This is a genomic window from Thalassovita mediterranea (assembly GCF_001458435.1).
GTDB lineage: Bacteria > Pseudomonadota > Alphaproteobacteria > Rhodobacterales > Rhodobacteraceae > Thalassobius > Thalassobius mediterraneus.
In genome coordinates, this window is record NZ_CYSF01000017.1 from 245,704 (window position 1) to 265,249 (window position 19,546).

Sequence of the window (19,546 nt, forward strand, 5' to 3'; positions counted from 1 at the left end):
GGGATGTCCCAAACCTAAACCGACCGAAGATCTAGCCGTTGACAGACAGAAGGACAAGCCGCTGAGATTTCCCACTGAGCGAGCGCACCTGCACAAAGTGCCTTATTTTTGCCGAAGACCTCAATTATAAGCTGTCGGCAAAGCACCTAATGCCGCGGCAACGGCATTTGAGAACAGGCAAAACCAAAAGAGGAGGCGCAGATCATGCACAACGATACGCACGCATCGCGCGTCTTTTTGTGTCTGCAGGGTCCTCATGGTCCGTTTTTTCACCAATTGGCGAAAATGCTGCGCTGTGCGGGCGCCACTGTCTGGCGCGTGGGGTTCAACGCGGGTGATCGTGCGTTCTGGTTCGATAAGAACAGCTATATCCCCTATCAGGGCACACCCGACGATTGGCCTGACACCTTTGCCGACCTGATCGCCAGCAAAGGCGTGACTGACGTGGTTCTTTACGGTGACACCCGTCCGATCCACGCGCAGGCTGTGGACATCGCCAAGGCAGCAGGATTGACCGTGCATGTGTTCGAAGAGGGCTATCTGCGCCCCTTCTGGGTGACCTACGAACGCGAAGGCGCAAACGGGCACTCACGCCTGATGGAGTTGAGTGTGAACGACATGCGCGACGCCCTCGCCCAGAGTGACATGGACACCCACCTACCGCCAGCGCGCTGGGGCGACATGCGCCAGCATGTGTTTTACGGCGCGCTTTACCATTGGTTCGTGATGTTCAGGAACGGTGACTACCGCAACTTTCGGCGTCATCGCGAATTGCCGGTCGCGCGCGAATTTTCGCTCTATTTCAATAGATTGATGCTAACGCCGATTCAGATTCTGGAACGCGGCATCGCCACATTCCGCATCCGCAATGGCGGCTTTCCCTATCATGTGGCGCTGTTGCAGCTGGAACATGACAGTTCATTTCAGGAACATTCACCGTTTTCCCGCATGACGGAGTTTTTGCAAGCCACCATCGATGGGTTCGCAAAAGGTGCCCCTGGCCATCATCATCTGGTGATTAAGGCGCACCCGCTAGAAAACGGCCGCGTTCCGCTGAAGCGCGAAATCCAACGCATCTCTCGTGAGGCTGGCGTTGAAGATCGCATCCATTTTGTACGCGGCGGCAAACTGGCCCGCTTGCTGAACGAAGCGCGCAGCGCCGTTACCGTCAACTCTACCGCGGGCCAGCAGGTTCTGTGGCGCGGCATACCGCTGAAGGTCTTTGGCGCTGCGGTGTATGACAAACCAGAATTCGTATCAGATCAGCCGGTGGCCGAGTTCTTTGCTGCCGCCAAACGACCAGATCTGCCCGCCTATCGCGACTATCGTCGCTTTTTATTGGAAACCAGCCAACTGCCCGGCGGTTTCTATTCCGCAGGCGGGCGCCGCCAACTGATGCGCCATGTGGTCGATATGATGCTGTCGCACGAAGATCCCTATCAAGCACTGGCCAGCGGCACCGCGGCCCCGAGGCAACAGTTGCGTGTGGTGAACTGACACCCACAAAGTCTAGCGCTGGATTTTTGTTCCCGATTCCGATATTTTGGACAAAAGACTTGAGGCAGATAATACAGGTCGAGGAGACCGAGCAGTGAAATTCTTTAGCTCCCGCCGGGCGAAGTCCGTCGCCCTTTTGGCTGCTGTGGCGCTGGTTGCGTCCTGTGGCCTGCCGCGCGTCGGCCCAAACAAAAAAGAGATTTTTGCAGGCTCCGTCCTGCAAGAAGGCGACGCCTACATCGTCAGCGTCAACGATCGTGTGACCCGCGCAACCGCAGTCACCCCCGCCCTCGGTTTTCCAGAGCGGTTCCTGAAAGCGGGCCAGTTGGGATCAGACATCGTGCGCCCAGGTGACACGCTGAGCCTGACAATCTGGGAAAACGTCGACGTGGGCCTGTTCACCCGCACCGGCACCAACTCGACCCTGACGGAAATTCAGGTGGATGGCGCTGGGTTCATCTTTGTGCCCTACGCAGGTCGCATCCGCGCCGCCGGTAATACGCCGGAACAGATTCGCAACATCATCACCCGCAAGATCGAAGATCAAACGCCAGAGCCGCAGGTCGAAGTGCGCCGCGTTGCAGGTGATGGATCCACCGTGTCGCTGGTCGGCGCGATCAGCGGTCAGGGTGTCTATGCTATCGAACGTCCCACCCGCACCCTGTCCACCATGCTGGCGCGTGCAGGCGGTGTAACAATTGATCCCGAAATCGCTCAGGTCACTGTGATCCGCGGCACCGAACGCGGCCACATCTGGTTCCAGGATCTGTATCAAAACCCCGAACTGGACATCGCCCTGCGCGGTGGCGACCGCATTCTGGTTGAGGGCGACACCCGTTCCTTCACCGCGCTTGGTGCCACTGGCAGCCAATCGCGTGTCGGCTTTGAGAGCCAGACAGTGTCCGCCATCGAAGCGATTGCGCAGGTTGGTGGTCTGGTGCCAACTGCTGCAGATCCCACCGGTGTGTTCGTGCTACGCAACGAACCGGCAGAGATTGCCAACAGCGTCTTGGGCCGTAACGATCTGGAAGGCGCACAGCGCATGGTCTACGTGCTGGATCTGACCCAGCCGAACGGTTTGTTCCTGGCCCGCGATTTTGCGGTACGCGACGAAGACACCCTCTATGTGACCGAGGCACCGTTCACCCAGTGGGATCGTACCATCGCATCGCTGACCGGCTCGCTGACAACCGTTAGCTCACTGTCTACGTTGGCTGGCGGCAGCTAATGGCGCCACCCGATTGGATCGGATTTGAACCCGCCGGGATCCCCTCTCGGCGGGTTGCTTATTTCAACGCAGGCTTCCTGCGTCAGAAACGCCTGCGCCGCATTCTGGAACTGGCGGGTTATGACCTGCGCCTGACGCGGCCCGAACATGCCGAAACGGTCGCTGTTTGGGGCCATTCGCCCTATGCCGCACGCGGTGAGGCGGTGGTGGCCAAAACAGGTGCCGACCTGATCCGGGTTGAGGATGCCTTCCTACGCTCGCTGCACCCCGGTCGATCAGGCGAACCACCACTGGGTCTGGTCGTGTGCAAGCAGGCGATGCACTTTGACATCACGCAACCAAACGATCTGGAACAGATCCTGAACCAGCACCCGCTGGATGATGCGGGCCTCTTGACCCGCGCCCGCGACTGCATCGCACGGATCAATGAGGCGCGATTGAGTAAATACGCCGCCTTTGATCCTGACGCACCGCTGCCGGACGCAGGCTATGTGCTGCTGGTCGATCAGACACGTGGCGATGCCTCGATCAAGCTGGGCCGCGCCAACCAACACAGCTTTGCCGAAATGCTGATGCAAGCGCGCGAAGATCATCCCACCGCCCGCATCGTCATCAAGACCCACCCCGAAACCCGCGCAGGTCATCGCACGGGCCACTTCACCGACGCAGACCTGCCCGACAACGTCACGCTCTACGATGGCGCCGCCAGTCCCCACGCCCTGCTGAAAGGTGCGGTGGCGGTCTACACGCCCTGCTGAAAGGTGCGGTGGCGGTCTACACCGTCACCTCCGGTCTGGGGTTTGAGGCGATCATGGCCGGTCACCGCCCCAAGGTGTTTGGCCAGCCGTTCTATGCAGGCTGGGGGCTAACCGATGACATATCCCCCCTGCCCCGCCGCAGCCGCACACTGACCCGCGCGCAGCTCTTTGCTGGGGCGATGATGCTCTACCCGATCTGGTATGATCCCTACCGCGATCGCCTGTGCCGGCTGGAGGATGTGATCGACACGTTAGAGGCGCAATCGCGCGCCTATGCGGCGGATCTACACGGCTGGCAGGCCAGCGGCATGCGGCTGTGGAAACGCAAAGCACTGAACGGTTTCTTTGGTCAGGTGACGCCAATGCAGTTCACCAAAACACCGCAGGCCACAACGCGCAAACAGATGATCTGGGCGCGCGAGGCTGAACGCCTAGACACCCCGCCGGACGGTCTGGTGCGGGTGGAGGATGGATTCCTACGTTCCCGCGGCCTTGGCGCTGCTTTGGTACCGCCCTTGTCCCTGGTGACAGACCATCAGGGCATCTACTACGATCCCTCCCGCCCCAGCGATCTGGAGGATCTGATCAGATCCCGCGCACAGTTGCGCGAAGATCAACGCGCCCGTGCCGACCGCCTGCGCCGTGCGCTGATCAAGGCGGGCCTTAGCAAATACAACCTCGGCGCCGCCGCGCCCGACCTGCCTGCGGGCCATCGTATTCTGGTTCCGGGACAGGTAGAGGATGACGCCTCTATCCGCCTTGGCACCAGTGAGGTGCAGACCAATCTGGCCCTGCTGGCCGCTGCCCGTGAGGCAAACCCAGAGGCCACGATCCTCTATAAGCCCCACCCGGATGTAGAGGCTGGCCTGCGCCCCGGCGCACTGTCACAGGATGAGGTGTCGCGCTACGCCGATGCCATCATCGAAGGTGGTGATCCCGCGGCCCTGCTGACAGAGGTGCAAGAGGTCTGGACCATGACATCGCTGTTGGGGTTTGAAGCACTACTGCGCGGGGTGAAGGTCACCTGCCTCGGCACGCCGTTTTACGCAGGCTGGGGGCTGACGGTGGATCGCGGCACGGTGCCGAGCCGCCGCAACATCCTCGTCCCGCTCGAAGGTCTGATCCACGCTACCCTGATCGACTATCCCCGCTACCGCGATCCGGTGACAGGCCTGCCCTGCCCTGCAGAGGTGGTGGTGGAACGCCTTGCCGCGGGTATCAGCCCCGCACCGCCCAGCCTGAGGATGGTGGCCAAGCTACAAGGGCTGTTGAGCTCTTACGCACATCTATGGCGGTGTTAGCGCCTCAGGTTTAGAAATGGCTCAGCGCCGCCGCCAGTGATGCAATACGTCCTTGCCGATCTGACGCGCCTCCACCAGCTCATACCGCGGTGCGGCGCCTAGGCGGTCCAGCCCCATCGCGCCAATGCCCGGCAACCCTTCGGCGCCGATGGCCAATCCGGCAGTGTAGCCCACCAGATCATCCACCAGATCCCGCGCCAGAAGCGACGCGGCCAGCGCACCGCCGCCTTCACAGAACACCCGTGTCAGCCCGCGTTCGCCCAAAGCCTCAAGCGCGGCCAGCGGATCAATCTGTCCTTGCGATAGCGGACAACGGATCAGCTCCGCCCCCAAATCACGCCAACTGCGTTCCAGCACCGGATCCAGATCCGGCCCGTGACAGATCCACACCGGAACCTCATGCGCGGTTGATGCCAGCTTACCAGTCAACGGCAGGTCCAGACGGCGCGACAGCACCACACGCACCGGTTGGCGGGTCACGCCCATATCGCGCACGGTCAGGCTGGGATCATCGGCGCGGGCCGTGCCGCCGCCGACCATCACCGCGTCATGACTGGCGCGCATCGCATGCACATGGCGGCGTGCCTCTGGTCCCGTGATCCACTGGCTTTCGCCCGTCGCGGTGGCAATGCGCCCGTCGAAGGAGTTTGCCAACTTCAACGTCAGCGCCGGACGCCCCTGTTCCACGCGGGCAAAAAACCCCGCCAGATCGCGCGCTGCCTCATCCGCCAGAACGCCTGTCGTCACCTCAATCCCCGCATCGCGCAGCATGGCAAAGCCCTGGCCGGACACACGCGGATCACTATCGGTGATCGCGGCGACCACACGGGCAACGCCCGCGTTGATCAAAGCCTCTGCACAAGGCGGCGTTTTGCCGTAATGAGCGCAGGGTTCCAGCGTCACATAGGCGGTTGCGCCACGCGCGCGATTACCGGCCTGTTCCAGTGCCACCACCTCAGCATGGGGACGGCCAGAGGGTTGCGTCCAACCACGACCCACAATGCGGCCTGCGTTCACAATCACACAGCCCACCGCAGGGTTGGGCCAAGTGTTGCCCTGCCCCCGCCGCCCCAGCGACAGGGCCAGCGCCATATAGCGATGATCCATGGTCATGATCCACCTGATCGCATGCGCCGCAACAAGGCGGGCGCGCGCTTACTCTTCTTCGGGTGAGGTGTTCGGGCGCAGCTCGGACACAAACTTGTCGAAGTCATCTGCCGCCTGGAAATTCTTATACACACTGGCAAAGCGCACATAGGCCACAGTGTCGATCCGCGCCAAGGCTTCCATCACGATCTCACCAATGGTTTGCGACGGAATGTCCGTGTCACCCATACTTTCCAATCGGCGCACGATGCCGGAAATCATCTGATCAATGCGATCAGGGTCCACCGGGCGTTTCTGCATCGAAATACGGATAGAGCGTTCCAGTTTCGGGCGGTCGAAATCTTCACGGCGACCGTTGGATTTGATCACCACCAAATCGCGCAGCTGTACGCGCTCGTAGGTGGTAAAACGCCCGCCACAAGCCGGACAGAACCGGCGCCGGCGGATCGCAACGTGATCCTCTGCCGGACGTGAATCTTTCACCTGAGTGTCGATATTTCCACAAAATGGACAACGCATGAAAGGCCCCTCTTTCGTCACACCGCCAAGTCTGGGGATAAGTTCCCCAGTTATCCACAGGCACTATAGGGGCGCCGCTAGGATTTGGGTAGGGGGTAAATCCACCCCCTACTTATTGTTGTGTCTTTCCGGTTGTTTGTAGCAACCAGATCAATCCAGCAGGTTGGTTTCCACCACCGCGGTGGCGTGTAGGGTTTTGTGAACCGGGCACTTGTCGGCAATCTTCAAAATATCGGCGCGCTGCTTGTCAGTCAGGTCACCGGTGACATGGATGTCACGACGGAAGACATCCTGTTTGCTGCCTTTGCCCGCGTCACCGCTCATGGCCTCGACATGGCGTTTGTCGTGGTAAACATCCACCGCCACGTGATCCAGCGGATAGCCCTTGTGGCGGGCATACATGCGAATGGTCATGGTAGTGCAGGCGCCCAGCCCCGCCGACAGATACTGATAGGGCGTCGGGCCCAGATCAGCGCCACCAACGGCCTTGGGCTCATCTGCCAGATAGGCGTGGCGACCGGCGATATTCACATCCTGCAGGAAGCCAGCTGCGTCTGCCTCGGATACGTGCACGGCGCCATCGGGGGCTGCTTTGGTCACAGGTTCTGCTGCCAAATCCACATAGCGCGCCGCCCATGCCAAGATGGTGTCGGCCGCATATTCTGCATCCGCCTGACGGGTCACCAGATGGTCCGCATCGTCCAGCGTGACAAAGCTTTTGGGGTGTTTCGCGGCGGTGAAAATCTCACCTGCGTTTTCAATACCCACAACATCATCCAGCGGCGCGTGCAACACCAACAGCGCCTTGTTCATGCCAGCGATGGCCGGCTTCATCTCTTGTGCTGCGATGTCTTCGAGGAAATGTTTACAAATTGTGAAAGGACGCCCTGCCAGATCAACCTGCGCGCCGCCCTGCTCTTCGATCTCTTTAACCTTGGCGCCAAAGTTATGCGCCACATGCGCAGGATCAAACGGCGCACCGATGGTGGCCACTGCGCGGGCGCCCGGAATTTTGCCCGCCGCCTTCAGCACTGCTGCGCCACCCAGCGAATGCCCGACCAACAGCTGTGGCGCTGCGAAACGCTCTTCCAGTGCTTTGGCAGCCAGAACCAGATCAGCGACATTGGTGGTGAAGTTGGTGTTGGCAAATTCACCTTCGGAATGACCAAGACCGGTGAAGTCAAAACGCAGGACCGCCATGCCACGCTGCGCCAGACGCTGCGCAATGCGGCGTGCAGCGGGGATGTCTTTGGAACAGGTGAAACAATGGGCGAACAGCGCGGTTGCGGTGATCTCGCCCTCGGGCAGGTCAAGGCGCGCGGCCAGTTGGCTGCCGTCATGGCCGGTGAAAGTGATGCGCTGGGTTTTCATGGGGTGTCCTCCTGACCCGGGGTGTCTGCTGCTCATCATGAAGGCGCTTCTGGCGCACAAACAACCGCACTCACAGAAACGTAATCCCTGCGTGCCATTGCGTGATAAAGGTTACAGATCATGTGCAAATCGGATGCCGACTATGGCGCCCGATAAACGAACATCTGATCAGGCGCTCAGATGGGCCAAGACACGGCGCTGATGCGGGGCATCGCGGTGTTCAAACAGGTAAATCCCCTGCCACGTGCCTAAGCCAAGGGCGCCATCCACCACTGGTATAGACAGGCTGACCGGCATCATGGCGGCCTTGATATGCGCAGGCATGTCATCCGGCCCCTCATAGGTGTGGGTCAGATAGGACATGCTGGGATCGGTGGTGGGCGGCACCAGACGGGCAAAGAAGTTGCGCAGATCGACCTGCACCTCTGGGTCAGCGTTTTCCTGTATCAGCAGCGAACAAGATGTGTGGCGCACAAACAGCGTCAGCAGGCCCGTGGCCACGCCCCGCCCCGCCACCCACGTCTGCACATCGCGGGTAAATTCATAGAGGCCCTGACCGCGGGTCGAGAGGTGAAACTCCGTCTGCATGCGCGCGTGCCCTTAGCGAAAGATGCCGTCGCCCATCTGGTCGATGAACTGCTTGGCCTTGTGCAGAGTGACCTCTTCGGCCTCTTCCAACGATGCGATGGTATCGGCGCGGATCATCTGGTGGGTCTTGAGTTCACCTTCCACGTCTTTGTTGATGGTCGCCGCGACGCGGTAACCACCGCTTTCTTTCATTGGGGCAACCTCGATCTGGAACCCCTTGTGTTCGTGCATATTCGCCTTTGGTTTGGCACCTGCGGTATCACCGGATTTGCCGCCGAAGAGTTTTGACCAGAGTGACATGTTCCGCCCTTTTACTGTTTGGCGCACTCTGCGCGTCTGCGCGTTTAGGTGCAAGCATTCGGACACGAAAAAGGCGGGACCGGCAATCCGACCCCGCCTGTCGCGCGTTTCCGATCCCTACAAGGGGCGAAAACCTATGCTTACTCTCCGATACAGATCGCATGGGCCGTGACCGTATAGGCCGGCACGGCATTTTGCCCCTCAACTTCGGGCAACAGGCACTGCACCCCATGTTTCGGAGCCAGCACCACAGGCGTGACCTGCGGCTGTGACAGGGCCAGTTCGGTAATCGGACGATCCGTCAACTGATCCCAGATTTGGTCACCGCCACGATGGGCAAAAGCAGCTGTAGGGAGTAGCATTAACAAGACGAGCACACGCATGGCTCACCTCCTTTCATGCTTGCCTATTTAGTCAGCAGAGCGGTGACGAAAACCCCACCGCGCGCGGTTGTGAAAAGTGGTCGCGCTTTTGTGTACTGTGGCGTTACGTCAAAGGCTTAGTGACGCATCGTCCCCCGCCACTGCGACAGAACCATGATAGCGGATCAATCGCCCCAGCAGCGGCAGATCTGCCGCGATATCAAACTGGAATCGCCCATCCGCCCCCGCCTGTTCAACGCTATCACTGCGCGGCCAGAACAGACGTGGGAGTTTAAGTGGACCAAGGCGCATCCCAATCACCGCCACATGCAAACGCCCTGCCGCAGCATGAATGCCCATGGTCACTTTGAAGGGGCCTAACCGCTCCACAATAGCATGACTGTCTGGATCATAGCACAGGAAGGATGTGGTCAAATGACCGTCGAAATCCCGCTGCCAACATGCGCCTGTATCGGTGCGCGTCAAGGTCAGCATCACGGGGGCATCTGTCTGATCCGGCGGAAACCCTGCCAACCGCAGGATCAACTGCACCAGCCAGCCACGCCCCCGTTCCACCGTCGCTGTGCCGCGATACTGCGCGGTGTCTGCAACGTCGTGAAACCGGCGTACGACATCCGCTACTATGAGATCCTGCGCTGCAATGGCCTGTCCAAACGGATCCATCACCCGATGCCCCTGTCCAAAAACCGCGCCCTCAGCGCCTCATCCGGAACCACACACTGATCATAGCGACCAAACAGCCGATAGCGGTTATGCGCGATCAAGCTATAGAGCGGGTCTTTCAATACATGCGGGACCCAATGGGTAAGCCGCGCAAGACGCCAGAGCCCCCCAAAGCTGGAGACAAGCTCCGCAAGCGCTTCAACCTTGGTGTAAGCCTTGCCTTCGCGGAACACCAAAATGGTGGTGAAGTTTTCGTGTGGCAAACCAGCACGTTTGAACAGCTGCTGCCCCAAGGGTGACTGACCGATGACAAACCGCACTTGTTGGCTGCGATCCCGCTTCAGTACGAAGTGAAAGAACCCATCGCACATCACACATTCACCATCATAAACCATCACATAGGGCGCGCTTTGCAGCTCACTTTGCCAGATGGTTTGCAGGTCTGTAGGCATATCGCGTACCTCCTGCCCGTCATGGTAGCAGGGATCCCAAATGGGGAAAGTGCGACAGTGTCGCAGCCCCTCACTCAGACCAGGATTGCGTTTCCAGCGAATAGATCTGCCCTGCGGCTTCCTTCGCCTCAAAAAGCGGCAATGGATAGCCGGAGGTGATGACTTGGCCCGCATCGCAGTAGAGTTCCGCCAGAACCTTATCACCTTGTTCGACCGCAACACCGCCAGTCAACTGCGCCGCGCCTTCGGCCATTTTGTCAAAGCCGTAGAACACGCGGTAAGAGGTGGCGCCGTTGGTGAAGGTGAAATCTTCCCAGATGTAGCGCCCAATGCCGGGCCACGGGGTCATCGCGACATCTGTAACCGGCCGCGCCAGATGAAGATCGGGTGTTTCACCAGCTTTGCCAAAGGCATAGGTCACATGATCCCCGAGGAGGCAGGTTTGCAAAACCTTCGCCCCGTCTTGCAGCGGACAAGAGACAAGCGGTGTTGCGCCTTCGGGACAGGCGTATACGGGGATGGCGAGGGTAGCACAGAGGAAAGCCGCGCATTTACTAAAATGTGTCATCCGAAAATCCATATTCATGAAATCGGTTTATCTCTAACGCCGCTCAGAGAGGTGCGAAGACGCGACGCCCGTTTTGCTGGAGGACACCCAGAGATTAACTATTTGAGGCGAAGCTTCTAAAAGTTGCATCTCGGAGGATTTCATTAAAACGCGAAGTCGCATATGCTGGCGAAACTAAATTTACAGAATTGCCCGATACTTTTTAACTTACTTCAAAAGGAAATGACAGATGACCCACATTGAACCAGCCGAAACCCTCCACGAGGTCTTGTCCAACGTTGAAAAACAGAAGGACCTACTGGCAAACATCGATTCAAAACTGGGGCGATATCCATATGCGCGACAACTGCCATTAAAAAACCTCAAAGATTGGAAAATTGTAATTCATAGCACGGACGACGATTTTGAACTCTACTTTGAGGGCTTCAAAATAGCATCGGGGCCAAGCGGCGGGACATTCGAGTTGTTCCAGCTGCTAGCAGAAGAATATCAAAAACGGATCCTTACCCTAACAAACTATCGGGATGCCGATGCACTTAAGAAAAAGATTGATCACATTTACACTCGGGAACAATTTAGCTTTCAAATTCGTGTCAAAGACCACGGAAAACCTTCAAGTATTCACTACGAGATTTTCCACGAAGGGGACAAAAAATACTACTTCGCAAACCAAATCGCCAACCAGGATGGCAGCATATATGAAGCAGACCACAAGGTTATTCGATACTGGGGAGAAGATTTCCTGAACGTCTCCGCCTGGAAAAAAATAAACTAAAACAAAAAGCGCCCCCGAAATCGGGGGCGCTTTTAAATCACTGATCCAGGAAGCTGCGTAGTTTGCGGCTTCGGCTGGGGTGCTTCAGCTTGCGCAGCGCTTTCGCCTCAATCTGACGAATACGTTCACGGGTTACGCTGAACTGCTGGCCCACTTCTTCCAGCGTGTGGTCGGTGTTCATGCCGATGCCGAAACGCATCCGCAGCACACGTTCCTCACGCGGGGTGAGCGATGCCAGAACGCGGGTCGTGGTTTCCTTCAGGTTTTCCTGAATGGCGCTGTCCAGCGGCAACACGGCGTTCTTGTCTTCGATGAAATCGCCCAGCTGGCTGTCTTCTTCGTCGCCAATCGGGGTTTCCAGCGAAATCGGTTCCTTGGCGATCTTCATCACCTTGCGGACCTTTTCCAGCGGCATCTGCAGCTTTTCTGCCAGTTCTTCCGGCGTCGGCTCACGACCGATCTCATGCAGCATCTGACGGCCGGTCCGCACCAGTTTGTTGATCGTTTCGATCATGTGAACCGGGATACGGATGGTGCGCGCCTGATCCGCGATCGAGCGGGTGATCGCCTGACGGATCCACCAGGTTGCATAAGTCGAGAATTTGTAGCCGCGGCGGTATTCAAACTTGTCCACCGCCTTCATCAGGCCGATGTTACCTTCCTGAATAAGGTCAAGGAACTGCAGACCACGGTTGGTGTATTTCTTGGCGATCGAGATCACGAGGCGCAGGTTTGCCTCGACCATCTCTTTCTTGGCCTGACGGGCTTCTTTTTCACCCTTTTGAACCTGCGCGACGATGCGGCGGAATTCGGGGATGTCCAGACCAACGTACTGACCAACCTGCGCCATATCGTTGCGCAGACCTTCGACCTTGTCAGTCGAGCGTTCGATGAACGCCTGCCAGCCACGGCCCGGTTTTTCCGCCATACGGTCCAGCCAAGTCGGGTCCAGTTCCGAGCCACGATAGGCCTCGATGAACTCACGACGGTTGATGCGGGCTTGGTCAGCCAGTTTCACCATCGAGCTGTCGATCGACATGATCCGGCGGTTGATGCCGTAGAGCTGGTCGATCAGCGCTTCAATACGGTTGTTGTGCAGGTGCAGGCCGTTCACCAGCTCCACAATCTCAGACCGCAGCTTCTGATAGCGTGCTTCATCCTCTTCGGAGAAGGAACCGTCTTCGTTCAGCGTGGCCGAAATACGGGCGTCCTGCATTTCCGACAGGATTTCGAAATCTTCGGCGATGTTGTTGAGGGTATCCAGAACGCGCTGTTTCAGCGCCGCTTCCATCGCGGCCAGCGACATGTTGGCCTGTTCGTCTTCATCATCATCGTCATCATCGTTGCGGATCGGGTTGCCGTCCGCATCGTATTCCTGCTTTTCCTCTTTCTGCGCCGGTTGCGCAGTGGGGGCAGCGGTCACATTGGCGGCGCCGACGATGCCTTCTTCGTCGTCGTCATCCTCACCCATCTGGTTGCCGAAGGTGGTTTCCAGATCGATAACGTCGCGCAGCAAAATGTCTTCGGACAGAAGTTCGTCGCGCCAGATGGTGATCGCCTGGAAGGTCAGCGGGCTTTCACACAGGCCGAGGATCATGGTGTTGCGACCGGCTTCGATCCGTTTCGCAATCGCGATCTCGCCTTCACGGCTCAGCAATTCGACCGAGCCCATTTCGCGCAGGTACATGCGCACTGGGTCGTCGGTGCGGTCCAGTTTTTCCGAGGTGCCAGAGGCCAGCGCAACCTCACCCTTGTTCGACGACACATCGACAACGGCGGTGTTTTTCTGCTCTTCCTCTTCGGCCTCTTCGTCTTCGATGATGTTGATGCCCATTTCACTGAGCATCGACATCACATCTTCGATTTGTTCCGAGGACACCTGATCCGGCGGCAGCACCTGATTGAGCTGATCATAGGTGATATAGCCGCGCTCGCGTGCCTCAGCGATCATACGCTTGACGGCGGCTTGGCTCATATCAAGGGAGACCTCCGCGTCCTGATCGTCGGGCTTACGGTCTTCGGTGTCTTTGGCAGCCATAAAACTCTCCTAGAGGCGGACGGGTCCGGTTTCGAGTCGTGATCAACGATTCGCTGAACTCGAATCAATAACGTGATTCCCAGATTCGGAAAGACGTTTACCCGCTTTTCTTTCGGTTTTCTTCACCAAAACGCAGCGAATCAATCCGAATCAGCGTCTGGTGAAATTGATGTTGTTCAAAATCGCATCGAACGCATCGCGCTCTTCGCGGTTGATTCGGGCTCCGTTTTCACCAACGTCATAGTGCGCGCGGTCTTCTTGCTCGCTGCGCAACGCGCGGTTGCGGGTCTCGGTCGCCTGATGCAGGCGATGGGTCAGCGCCTCATCCTCTGAGGTGGGCAGGTCTTCCTCTGCTTCGCTGATCTCAGCGTCCAGCCCACGGGTGGCCTGCAGTTTGGCCAGCTCTTCGGACACCGACATGCGCACGGTTTCCAAATCTCCGGCGCGGCGCACGGCGGGTGCAATCGCCACATGGGGAAGGGCAAACAGGCTTTCAAGGGCATAGGGGCCCAGCGCCTCAAAAATACGCCCCTCAACGTCGTGCATTTCGCCACGATCACTGCAGTCCAACAGGATATCACGAATATCACTGCGGTCGCGGTCAACGCACTGCATGCGGTCAATTTGGCTGTCAAATTCGCGCAACAATTCCGGCGTGCGGATCAGCGCAGCCAGAATGACAGCTTCGCGCAGATGGTCATCCGCCCCCTCGCCCGCTGCAACCAGCATGGAGGATTTCGTACTGGCCAGCGGTGTGGGGGCAAAGCCACCCTTGCGCCAACCACCCTTAAAACCGCCATTGAAGCCGCCCCGCTGGAAACCGCGCTGCGGCGCATCAGCGAACCCTCGGTCGCCCTGCTGTTCCCTGCGCCGATTGAACCCAAACAGATCACCGCGCAAATCCTTGATCGCCAAACCATAGTGTTCGCGGATCGACGGATCGCGGATCAGCTTGATCTTTTCCCGCAGGGATTTGTCCAACGCCGCCCGCCGTTCGGGGCTGTCAAAAACCTTGCCCTCGGTTTCACGCTGCCACAGCAGGTCAACCATCGGGATCGCGTTATCCAGCAGTTCCTGCAACTTCTCCGGCCCGTCCTGACGGATCAGGTCGTCGGGGTCCTTGCCTTCGGGCATCAGGGCAAAGCGCAGCGACTTCCCTGCCTCCAGCAACGGCAGCGCCAGATCAATCACCCGCATCGCGGCACGCAGACCGGCGGTGTCACCATCCAGCGCGATGATCGGTTCCGGCGCGATCCGCCACAGCAGTTGCAGCTGGTTTTCAGTGATCGCCGTGCCCAGCGGCGCGACGGAGGCCCCAAATCCCGCCTCTGCCAATGCGATCACATCCATATAGCCTTCGGCCACGATCAGCGGCTGGCCCTTGCCCGCTGCCTCGCGCGCGGGGCCGTGATTGTAGAGATTGCGGCCCTTATCAAACAGCGCGGTTTCCGAACTGTTGAGGTATTTGGCGTTGTCGTTGGGGTCCATCGCACGACCACCAAACGCAATGCAGCGCCCACGCGGATCGCGGATCGGGAACATGATGCGGTTACGGAAGGCATCATAGGGCTTGCCGCCTTTGCTGGACGGTTTTGCCAGCCCTGCGCCGATGATCAGCTCTTCTTCAACGCCTTTGCCGCGCAGGTGATCCCATAGGTTCTGCCACCCATCCGGGGCAAAGCCGATTTCAAACCGCGCCTGCGTTTCCCCCATCAACCCACGGCGCTGCAGATAGGCGCGCGCGTCCGCCGCCACCCCACGGCTGAGTTGCAGACGGAAATACTGCACCGCCATGTCCATGACGTCAGACAGCTGATTGCGCTTATCCGCTTTCTTCTGCGCCTGCGGATCGCGCTGGGGCATCGGCATTCCGGCTTCGCGGGCCAAAATTTCCACCGCCTCCATAAACTCCACATTCTCAGTTTCGCGGATAAAGGTGATCGCATCCCCTTTGGCGTGACAGCCAAAGCAGTAGTAATACCCCTTGCGATCATCTACGTGGAACGAGGCCGATTTTTCCTGATGGAACGGGCACGGCGCCCACATGTCGCCCTTGCCCTGATTGGACTTGCGCTGATCCCACATGACTTTGCGCCCCACCACCTGAGAGATGGAGGTGCGGTTGCGCAGTTCATCAAGGAAACCGGGGGGCAGACTCATGGGTAGGACTATAGCGGGTTGGTGGGGTCAGGCAAAGCGGGCCGTCACATCGGGCGGCCACCAAAACACCAGATCGGCAGAAATGAAAAGTCTGATTGCAACGCTCGGCCTGATCGTCACGGACCAACGGGCCGCTGCGATCACCAGAGAACGCACAAGATCAGCCGTTATATTCTGAGCAAGCGGCCTCGAACGCTGTCGTTGCCTCTGGCCCCAGCTGCTCGGCTGGCAGGGAATAGACCCAGTTCACCAACAAATCGACATGACCTTCAAAGTCGGTGTCTTTGATCCCCTCGGCCCTGCGGATCTGACGCACCGCTTTCTTGGCGGACTTTAGTTCCTGCCGTTTCTCAACGGCCAACGTCACGATCTGTGCCTGCCCGATGCAACGCGTGATGCGCTCCTCTTCGGTTTCAGCACTCAGGGTAGCGGGCGCCAAAGTGACAGAGGTTAGGGTCATGGCACAGGCGGCCAGAACGCGGGGGGTCGGAACAGTCATCAGGTTACGCAGCATCGGCACACTCTTATGGTCAGGTCCGCATCCTTTGATGGATAAAAACGCGAAGAATATCAAAATAGGTCGTCATCTACCGCGCAACGCGGCGCGCCATCCCTTGATGCCAGCCATTTTCAACGGGTGCAAGCCACGCCTGCCCTCCCCGTTCGGAGGCACAAAACACAGCACGCATTAGGGCCCTGGCGACCGCGCATTCCGGCGAAAGGACTTATCCCTTCCCACTCACTAGTTCGTGAGGGTGGCGCAGATTGGCGCGTAAATCGCAACAATTAACCATTTTGCCCGCCACTTTGGCCCAGATGCGGACGCAAACCCCAGCAATTCCTTAGGCGTGCCTTTTTTCTGCCAGCTTTCGCCGCGATCCCTAGTCAAACACCTACGAAAGTACGCCCCCTCCCCAAAAGGCCACCCTAAGACGGCCAGCCTGAGCGGCGTTTAGGGATGTGAGGGACTCGGCGTTGAATGAACAGAGGTTGAGACAATGAAGCGAGTGAATAGACTGCATATGCCGCGCCGGATGGCGCAGGGCTACACCGCCGCAGCGCGTCGTCTTGATCAGTTCGGCCGCGACGAAAGCGGTGCGGTTCTTCTATTTTCGATGTTCATGCTGATGTGCATGCTGATGATCGGCGGCGTTGGCATTGATCTGATGCGTTTTGAACGCGACCGCATGGCGCTGCAGAACACGCTGGATGGCGCTGTTCTGGCCGCGGCGGACCTTGACCAGACACAACCTGCCCGACAGGTGGTAGAAGACTACTTTGAAAAAGCAGGCGTCGGCGCCACGCTGACCAGCGTCACCGTTGACGAAGGCATCGGCTTCCGTTCGGTGAGCGCGACGGCTGAATCCAAAATCAACACCCATTTCATGAAGCTCTTTGACATCGACACGATGATCGCCCCCGCCCAGGGTCAGGCCGAAGAGCGTATTGATGGGATCGAAATCTCGCTGGTACTGGATGTATCGGGGTCGATGAATTCGAACTCGCGCCTGACGCGCCTACGTCCGGCGGCGCGATCCTTTGTCGACACGGTTCTGGATTCCGCACAAGAAGGTAACGTCTACATCTCAGTCGTGCCCTACGCGACACAGGTGGCTGTGGGTGAAACCCTGCTGGATCAATACACGGTAACAGATGAACACCGCTATTCGCATTGCGTGAATTTTGACACGCCTGCGTTCAGCACGACCACCCTGTCTCCGACCGAAACACTCAGCCGCACGGCACACTTTGATCCGTGGTATCACCGCGAACTGTCCGAGGATGGCGAGCACCGGTTCTACCGCGTCTGCCCGACCGGCGCGAACCTGCAGATTCTGCCGTTTTCCAACAACCGCACAGCGCTGCATAACTACATCAACGGCTTGACCGCACGCGGCAACACGTCGATCGATCTGGGGATGAAATGGGGCACCGCCCTGCTGGATCCCAGCGCGCGCCCTGTGTTGAACAATCTGATCGACGCCGGTGAGGCCAACGTTGCTTTCCGCGGGCGTCCACATGACTACAGCGTTTCGAACACCCTGAAAGTTGTTGTTCTGATGACCGATGGTCGCAACACCAACCAGTACTTCCTGAACGACTCGGTCAAATCTGGCTACAGCGGCGTCTGGTACAATGCCGAGGCCAACCGGTATTCGGTTTACAACGGCTATTACAACAACCGCCACAACTACTACTGGCCCTTCAACAACACCTATCAGGACCACCCCTATGGCAATGGCAGCTATCAACAGTGCCGTTGGGAATGGGTCTACAAATGGGGCCGTTGGCGCCAAGAGCAGCGTTGTAATACCTATCAGGAAACTGGCACCGCCGTTAACCTGACCCACCCTGAACTGTGGAACCGTACATCGCTGGTCTGGAACCGTGACGAAAACTACGGCTTCGATCCGAACCGTCAGTGGAAATATTACGACAGCATCCGCCACTACCACAACGACACCGTGAAAGACTCGCGCACTGCATCCATCTGCGCAGCTGCCAAGAACCGTGGCATCGTGGTCTTCACCGTTGGATTTGAGGCACCCGAACGCGGCCAGACCGTGCTGCGCAACTGCGCCAGCTCACCCGGGCATCACTTCGACGTGGACGGCTTGGCGATTGATGATGCATTCGCTTCCATCGCGGCATCGATCCGCAAACTGAGGCTGGTACAATGAGTTCTGTGTTTACCCTTCCCAAACGGCTGCTGCGCAGCAGTCTGGCCCCACTGGCCCTATTCAGTCGCCGCGAAGACGGCAGCGCATCTTTCGAATTTGCCTTCGTCGCGCCGCTGTTGATGTTAATCTTGGGGTCCACGTTTGAACTGGGGCTGCTGACAGTGCGTGAAACCCTGCTGGAACGTGCGCTGGATCTGACAGTCCGCGACATCCGCTTGGGCACTGGCACCGCGCCGCAGCATGACGAACTGAAAAACCGCATTTGTGAACGCTCTTACCTGCTGCATGATTGCGACCAGAACCTGCGGATCGAAATGATCCAGTTGGATCCGCGCGCTTGGGTAGATCCACGCCAAGATGCGGACTGCACCGATCGCAGCCAGGATGTCGAACCTGTGCGCGCCTTTATCCACGGTCGTGAAAACGAAATGATGCTGGTGCGTGTCTGTGTGAAGGTACAGCCACTTTTCCCCACCACGGGCCTGGGCGCTGCCATGCAAAAAGACGGTGCGGGTGATTATTCGCTGATCGCCAAATCGGCCTTCGTTCAGGAGCCACGCTGATGACCAATCTTACGTCCCTGACCCAATTGCCCCAACGTGGCCGCCGTTTCCTGATCCACTTCATGAAGGACGGCGCCGGATCCGTCGCGGTTGAAGCGGTGTTGATCCTGCCGTTCCTACTGTGGGCGTTTCTGGCTACGTTTGTCTACTTCGACGCCTTCCGTCAAAGTTCGATCAACCTGCGCGCTGCCTATACCATCGGTGATATGCTTAGCCGGGAAACTGCAGCGGTGAACAGTTCTTATGTCAACTCACTGCAGTCGCTTTTCAGCTTCCTGTCCAAGGGCGATTCTGATCCCGCCGTGCGCGTGTCCGTCGCCATGTGGGACGCCGAAGACAATGCCTATAAACTGGACTGGTCCGCAGCGCGCGGCGGGCGCCCCTCGCTGACCGAAGAAAGCGTCAACGCCATGCGGGACCGCCTGCCGAACCTGCCCGACAATGAGCGCGTAATCGTTGTCGAAACCTGGAGCACCTACAAACCCCTGTTCAACGTCGGTCTTAAACAAGACGAACTGTACAACATGGTATTCACCAGCCCGCGTTTCGCACCACAGCTGGTGTGGGAAAACTGATCCATCCCGACGGGACCAC

Annotated in this window: 18 protein-coding genes and 1 pseudogene; 7 read left to right on the forward strand and 12 right to left on the reverse strand. The window is 58.5% G+C overall.

The features are described 5' to 3' along the window. The first annotated feature begins 204 nt into the window (after positions 1–204). The 3 genes and pseudogenes from TM5383_RS14730 (at position 205) to TM5383_RS17230 (ending at position 4,784) form a co-directional block, all read left to right on the forward strand. A complete protein-coding gene (locus TM5383_RS14730) occupies positions 205–1,497 on the forward strand; it encodes a capsule polysaccharide biogenesis protein (RefSeq protein WP_058319799.1) in 1,293 nt (430 codons plus the stop codon). A gap of 94 nt (positions 1,498–1,591) precedes the next feature. Continuing rightward, complete coding sequence (locus tag TM5383_RS14735; RefSeq protein WP_058319800.1) at positions 1,592–2,725, forward strand: polysaccharide biosynthesis/export family protein; 1,134 nt, start codon at positions 1,592–1,594, stop codon at positions 2,723–2,725. Then, positions 2,725–4,784, forward strand: a pseudogene (locus TM5383_RS17230) (capsule polysaccharide biogenesis protein). The gene TM5383_RS14735 and the pseudogene TM5383_RS17230 overlap by 1 nt, the downstream one beginning before the upstream one ends. A 21-nt stretch (positions 4,785–4,805) precedes the next feature. Here the strand turns inward: TM5383_RS17230 and ribD are convergent. The 9 genes from ribD to TM5383_RS14785 form a co-directional block, all read right to left on the reverse strand. Continuing rightward, the gene (ribD, locus tag TM5383_RS14745) at positions 4,806–5,897 is read right to left on the reverse strand and encodes a bifunctional diaminohydroxyphosphoribosylaminopyrimidine deaminase/5-amino-6-(5-phosphoribosylamino)uracil reductase RibD (protein WP_076400039.1); all 1,092 of its coding nucleotides are present in this window, start codon (positions 5,895–5,897) and stop codon (positions 4,806–4,808) included. A gap of 42 nt (positions 5,898–5,939) precedes the next feature. After that, positions 5,940–6,410 carry a transcriptional regulator NrdR gene (nrdR, locus tag TM5383_RS14750; RefSeq protein WP_058319801.1) on the reverse strand — a complete coding sequence of 157 codons (471 nt, stop codon included), beginning with the start codon at positions 6,408–6,410 and terminating at the stop codon, positions 5,940–5,942. 150 nt (positions 6,411–6,560) lie between these two features. After that, positions 6,561–7,781 (reverse strand): bifunctional alpha/beta hydrolase/OsmC family protein, encoded by a 1,221-nt coding sequence (locus tag TM5383_RS14755; RefSeq protein WP_058319802.1) that lies wholly within the window; start codon positions 7,779–7,781, stop codon positions 6,561–6,563. Positions 7,782–7,949: 168 nt separating this feature from the next. After that, positions 7,950–8,369 (reverse strand): secondary thiamine-phosphate synthase enzyme YjbQ, encoded by a 420-nt coding sequence (locus tag TM5383_RS14760; RefSeq protein WP_058319803.1) that lies wholly within the window; start codon positions 8,367–8,369, stop codon positions 7,950–7,952. A gap of 12 nt (positions 8,370–8,381) precedes the next feature. After that, on the reverse strand, positions 8,382–8,669 hold the full coding sequence (locus TM5383_RS14765) for an HlyU family transcriptional regulator (protein WP_058319804.1): 288 nt from the start codon (positions 8,667–8,669) through the stop codon (positions 8,382–8,384). 140 nt (positions 8,670–8,809) lie between these two features. Continuing rightward, entirely contained in the window at positions 8,810–9,052 is a 243-nt protein-coding gene (locus TM5383_RS14770; protein WP_058319805.1) for a hypothetical protein, read from the reverse strand. Between the two features lie 108 nt (positions 9,053–9,160). After that, the gene (locus tag TM5383_RS14775; protein ID WP_058319806.1) at positions 9,161–9,715 is read right to left on the reverse strand and encodes a DUF4166 domain-containing protein; all 555 of its coding nucleotides are present in this window, start codon (positions 9,713–9,715) and stop codon (positions 9,161–9,163) included. Then, complete coding sequence (locus tag TM5383_RS14780; RefSeq protein ID WP_058319807.1) at positions 9,715–10,167, reverse strand: thiol-disulfide oxidoreductase DCC family protein; 453 nt, start codon at positions 10,165–10,167, stop codon at positions 9,715–9,717. Before TM5383_RS14780 ends, TM5383_RS14775 begins: the two co-directional genes overlap by 1 nt. Before the next feature lie 70 nt (positions 10,168–10,237). Next, entirely contained in the window at positions 10,238–10,735 is a 498-nt protein-coding gene (locus TM5383_RS14785) for a hypothetical protein (protein ID WP_058319808.1), read from the reverse strand. A 229-nt stretch (positions 10,736–10,964) separates the two neighbouring features. Between TM5383_RS14785 and TM5383_RS14790 the strand changes: the two genes are divergently transcribed. Then, entirely contained in the window at positions 10,965–11,510 is a 546-nt protein-coding gene (locus tag TM5383_RS14790; protein WP_058319809.1) for a hypothetical protein, read from the forward strand. A gap of 37 nt (positions 11,511–11,547) precedes the next feature. Here the strand turns inward: TM5383_RS14790 and rpoD are convergent, their stop codons facing one another. From rpoD to TM5383_RS14805, 3 genes are all read right to left on the reverse strand, one after another. Further along, entirely contained in the window at positions 11,548–13,548 is a 2,001-nt protein-coding gene (gene rpoD, locus TM5383_RS14795) for an RNA polymerase sigma factor RpoD (RefSeq protein ID WP_058319810.1), read from the reverse strand. Positions 13,549–13,698: 150 nt separating this feature from the next. Further along, positions 13,699–15,708, reverse strand: a complete 2,010-nt coding sequence (gene dnaG, locus TM5383_RS14800) for a DNA primase (RefSeq protein ID WP_058319811.1) — start codon at positions 15,706–15,708, stop codon at positions 13,699–13,701. 160 nt (positions 15,709–15,868) lie between these two features. Continuing rightward, entirely contained in the window at positions 15,869–16,222 is a 354-nt protein-coding gene (locus tag TM5383_RS14805) for a hypothetical protein (RefSeq protein WP_058319812.1), read from the reverse strand. A 484-nt stretch (positions 16,223–16,706) separates the two neighbouring features. On the opposite strand from TM5383_RS14805, the gene TM5383_RS14810 reads away from it, so the two are divergent. Genes TM5383_RS14810 through TM5383_RS14820 form a run of 3 tightly spaced genes read left to right on the forward strand, consistent with a single transcriptional unit; the run spans position 16,707 to position 19,527 of the window. Continuing rightward, complete coding sequence (locus TM5383_RS14810; RefSeq protein ID WP_076400037.1) at positions 16,707–18,389, forward strand: TadE/TadG family type IV pilus assembly protein; 1,683 nt, start codon at positions 16,707–16,709, stop codon at positions 18,387–18,389. Continuing rightward, complete coding sequence (locus tag TM5383_RS14815; protein ID WP_076400035.1) at positions 18,386–18,952, forward strand: TadE/TadG family type IV pilus assembly protein; 567 nt, start codon at positions 18,386–18,388, stop codon at positions 18,950–18,952. The genes TM5383_RS14810 and TM5383_RS14815 overlap by 4 nt, the downstream gene beginning before the upstream one ends. Continuing rightward, positions 18,952–19,527 carry a TadE/TadG family type IV pilus assembly protein gene (locus TM5383_RS14820; protein ID WP_058319814.1) on the forward strand — a complete coding sequence of 192 codons (576 nt, stop codon included), beginning with the start codon at positions 18,952–18,954 and terminating at the stop codon, positions 19,525–19,527. The genes TM5383_RS14815 and TM5383_RS14820 overlap by 1 nt, the downstream gene beginning before the upstream one ends. The last annotated feature ends 19 nt before the right edge of the window (positions 19,528–19,546 follow it).

Excerpts from the sequence above, each read along its gene's own strand:
- TM5383_RS14785 (WP_058319808.1), bottom strand. The coding sequence starts at position 10,735 with ATGACACATTTTAGTAAATGCGCGGCTTTCCTCTGTGCTACCCTCGCC.
- rpoD (WP_058319810.1), bottom strand. The coding sequence starts at position 13,548 with ATGGCTGCCAAAGACACCGAAGACCGTAAGCCCGACGATCAGGACGCG.
- ribD (WP_076400039.1), bottom strand. The coding sequence starts at position 5,897 with ATGACCATGGATCATCGCTATATGGCGCTGGCCCTGTCGCTGGGGCGG.
- TM5383_RS14755 (WP_058319802.1), bottom strand. The coding sequence starts at position 7,781 with ATGAAAACCCAGCGCATCACTTTCACCGGCCATGACGGCAGCCAACTG.
- TM5383_RS14775 (WP_058319806.1), bottom strand. The coding sequence starts at position 9,715 with ATGGATCCGTTTGGACAGGCCATTGCAGCGCAGGATCTCATAGTAGCG.
- TM5383_RS14770 (WP_058319805.1), bottom strand. The coding sequence starts at position 9,052 with ATGCGTGTGCTCGTCTTGTTAATGCTACTCCCTACAGCTGCTTTTGCC.
- TM5383_RS14730 (WP_058319799.1), top strand. The coding sequence starts at position 205 with ATGCACAACGATACGCACGCATCGCGCGTCTTTTTGTGTCTGCAGGGT.
- TM5383_RS14765 (WP_058319804.1), bottom strand. The coding sequence starts at position 8,669 with ATGTCACTCTGGTCAAAACTCTTCGGCGGCAAATCCGGTGATACCGCA.
- TM5383_RS14805 (WP_058319812.1), bottom strand. The coding sequence starts at position 16,222 with ATGCTGCGTAACCTGATGACTGTTCCGACCCCCCGCGTTCTGGCCGCC.
- TM5383_RS14815 (WP_076400035.1), top strand. The coding sequence starts at position 18,386 with ATGAGTTCTGTGTTTACCCTTCCCAAACGGCTGCTGCGCAGCAGTCTG.
- TM5383_RS14780 (WP_058319807.1), bottom strand. The coding sequence starts at position 10,167 with ATGCCTACAGACCTGCAAACCATCTGGCAAAGTGAGCTGCAAAGCGCG.
- TM5383_RS14820 (WP_058319814.1), top strand. The coding sequence starts at position 18,952 with ATGACCAATCTTACGTCCCTGACCCAATTGCCCCAACGTGGCCGCCGT.
- dnaG (WP_058319811.1), bottom strand. The coding sequence starts at position 15,708 with ATGAGTCTGCCCCCCGGTTTCCTTGATGAACTGCGCAACCGCACCTCC.
- TM5383_RS14790 (WP_058319809.1), top strand. The coding sequence starts at position 10,965 with ATGACCCACATTGAACCAGCCGAAACCCTCCACGAGGTCTTGTCCAAC.
- TM5383_RS14810 (WP_076400037.1), top strand. The coding sequence starts at position 16,707 with ATGAAGCGAGTGAATAGACTGCATATGCCGCGCCGGATGGCGCAGGGC.
- nrdR (WP_058319801.1), bottom strand. The coding sequence starts at position 6,410 with ATGCGTTGTCCATTTTGTGGAAATATCGACACTCAGGTGAAAGATTCA.
- TM5383_RS14760 (WP_058319803.1), bottom strand. The coding sequence starts at position 8,369 with ATGCAGACGGAGTTTCACCTCTCGACCCGCGGTCAGGGCCTCTATGAA.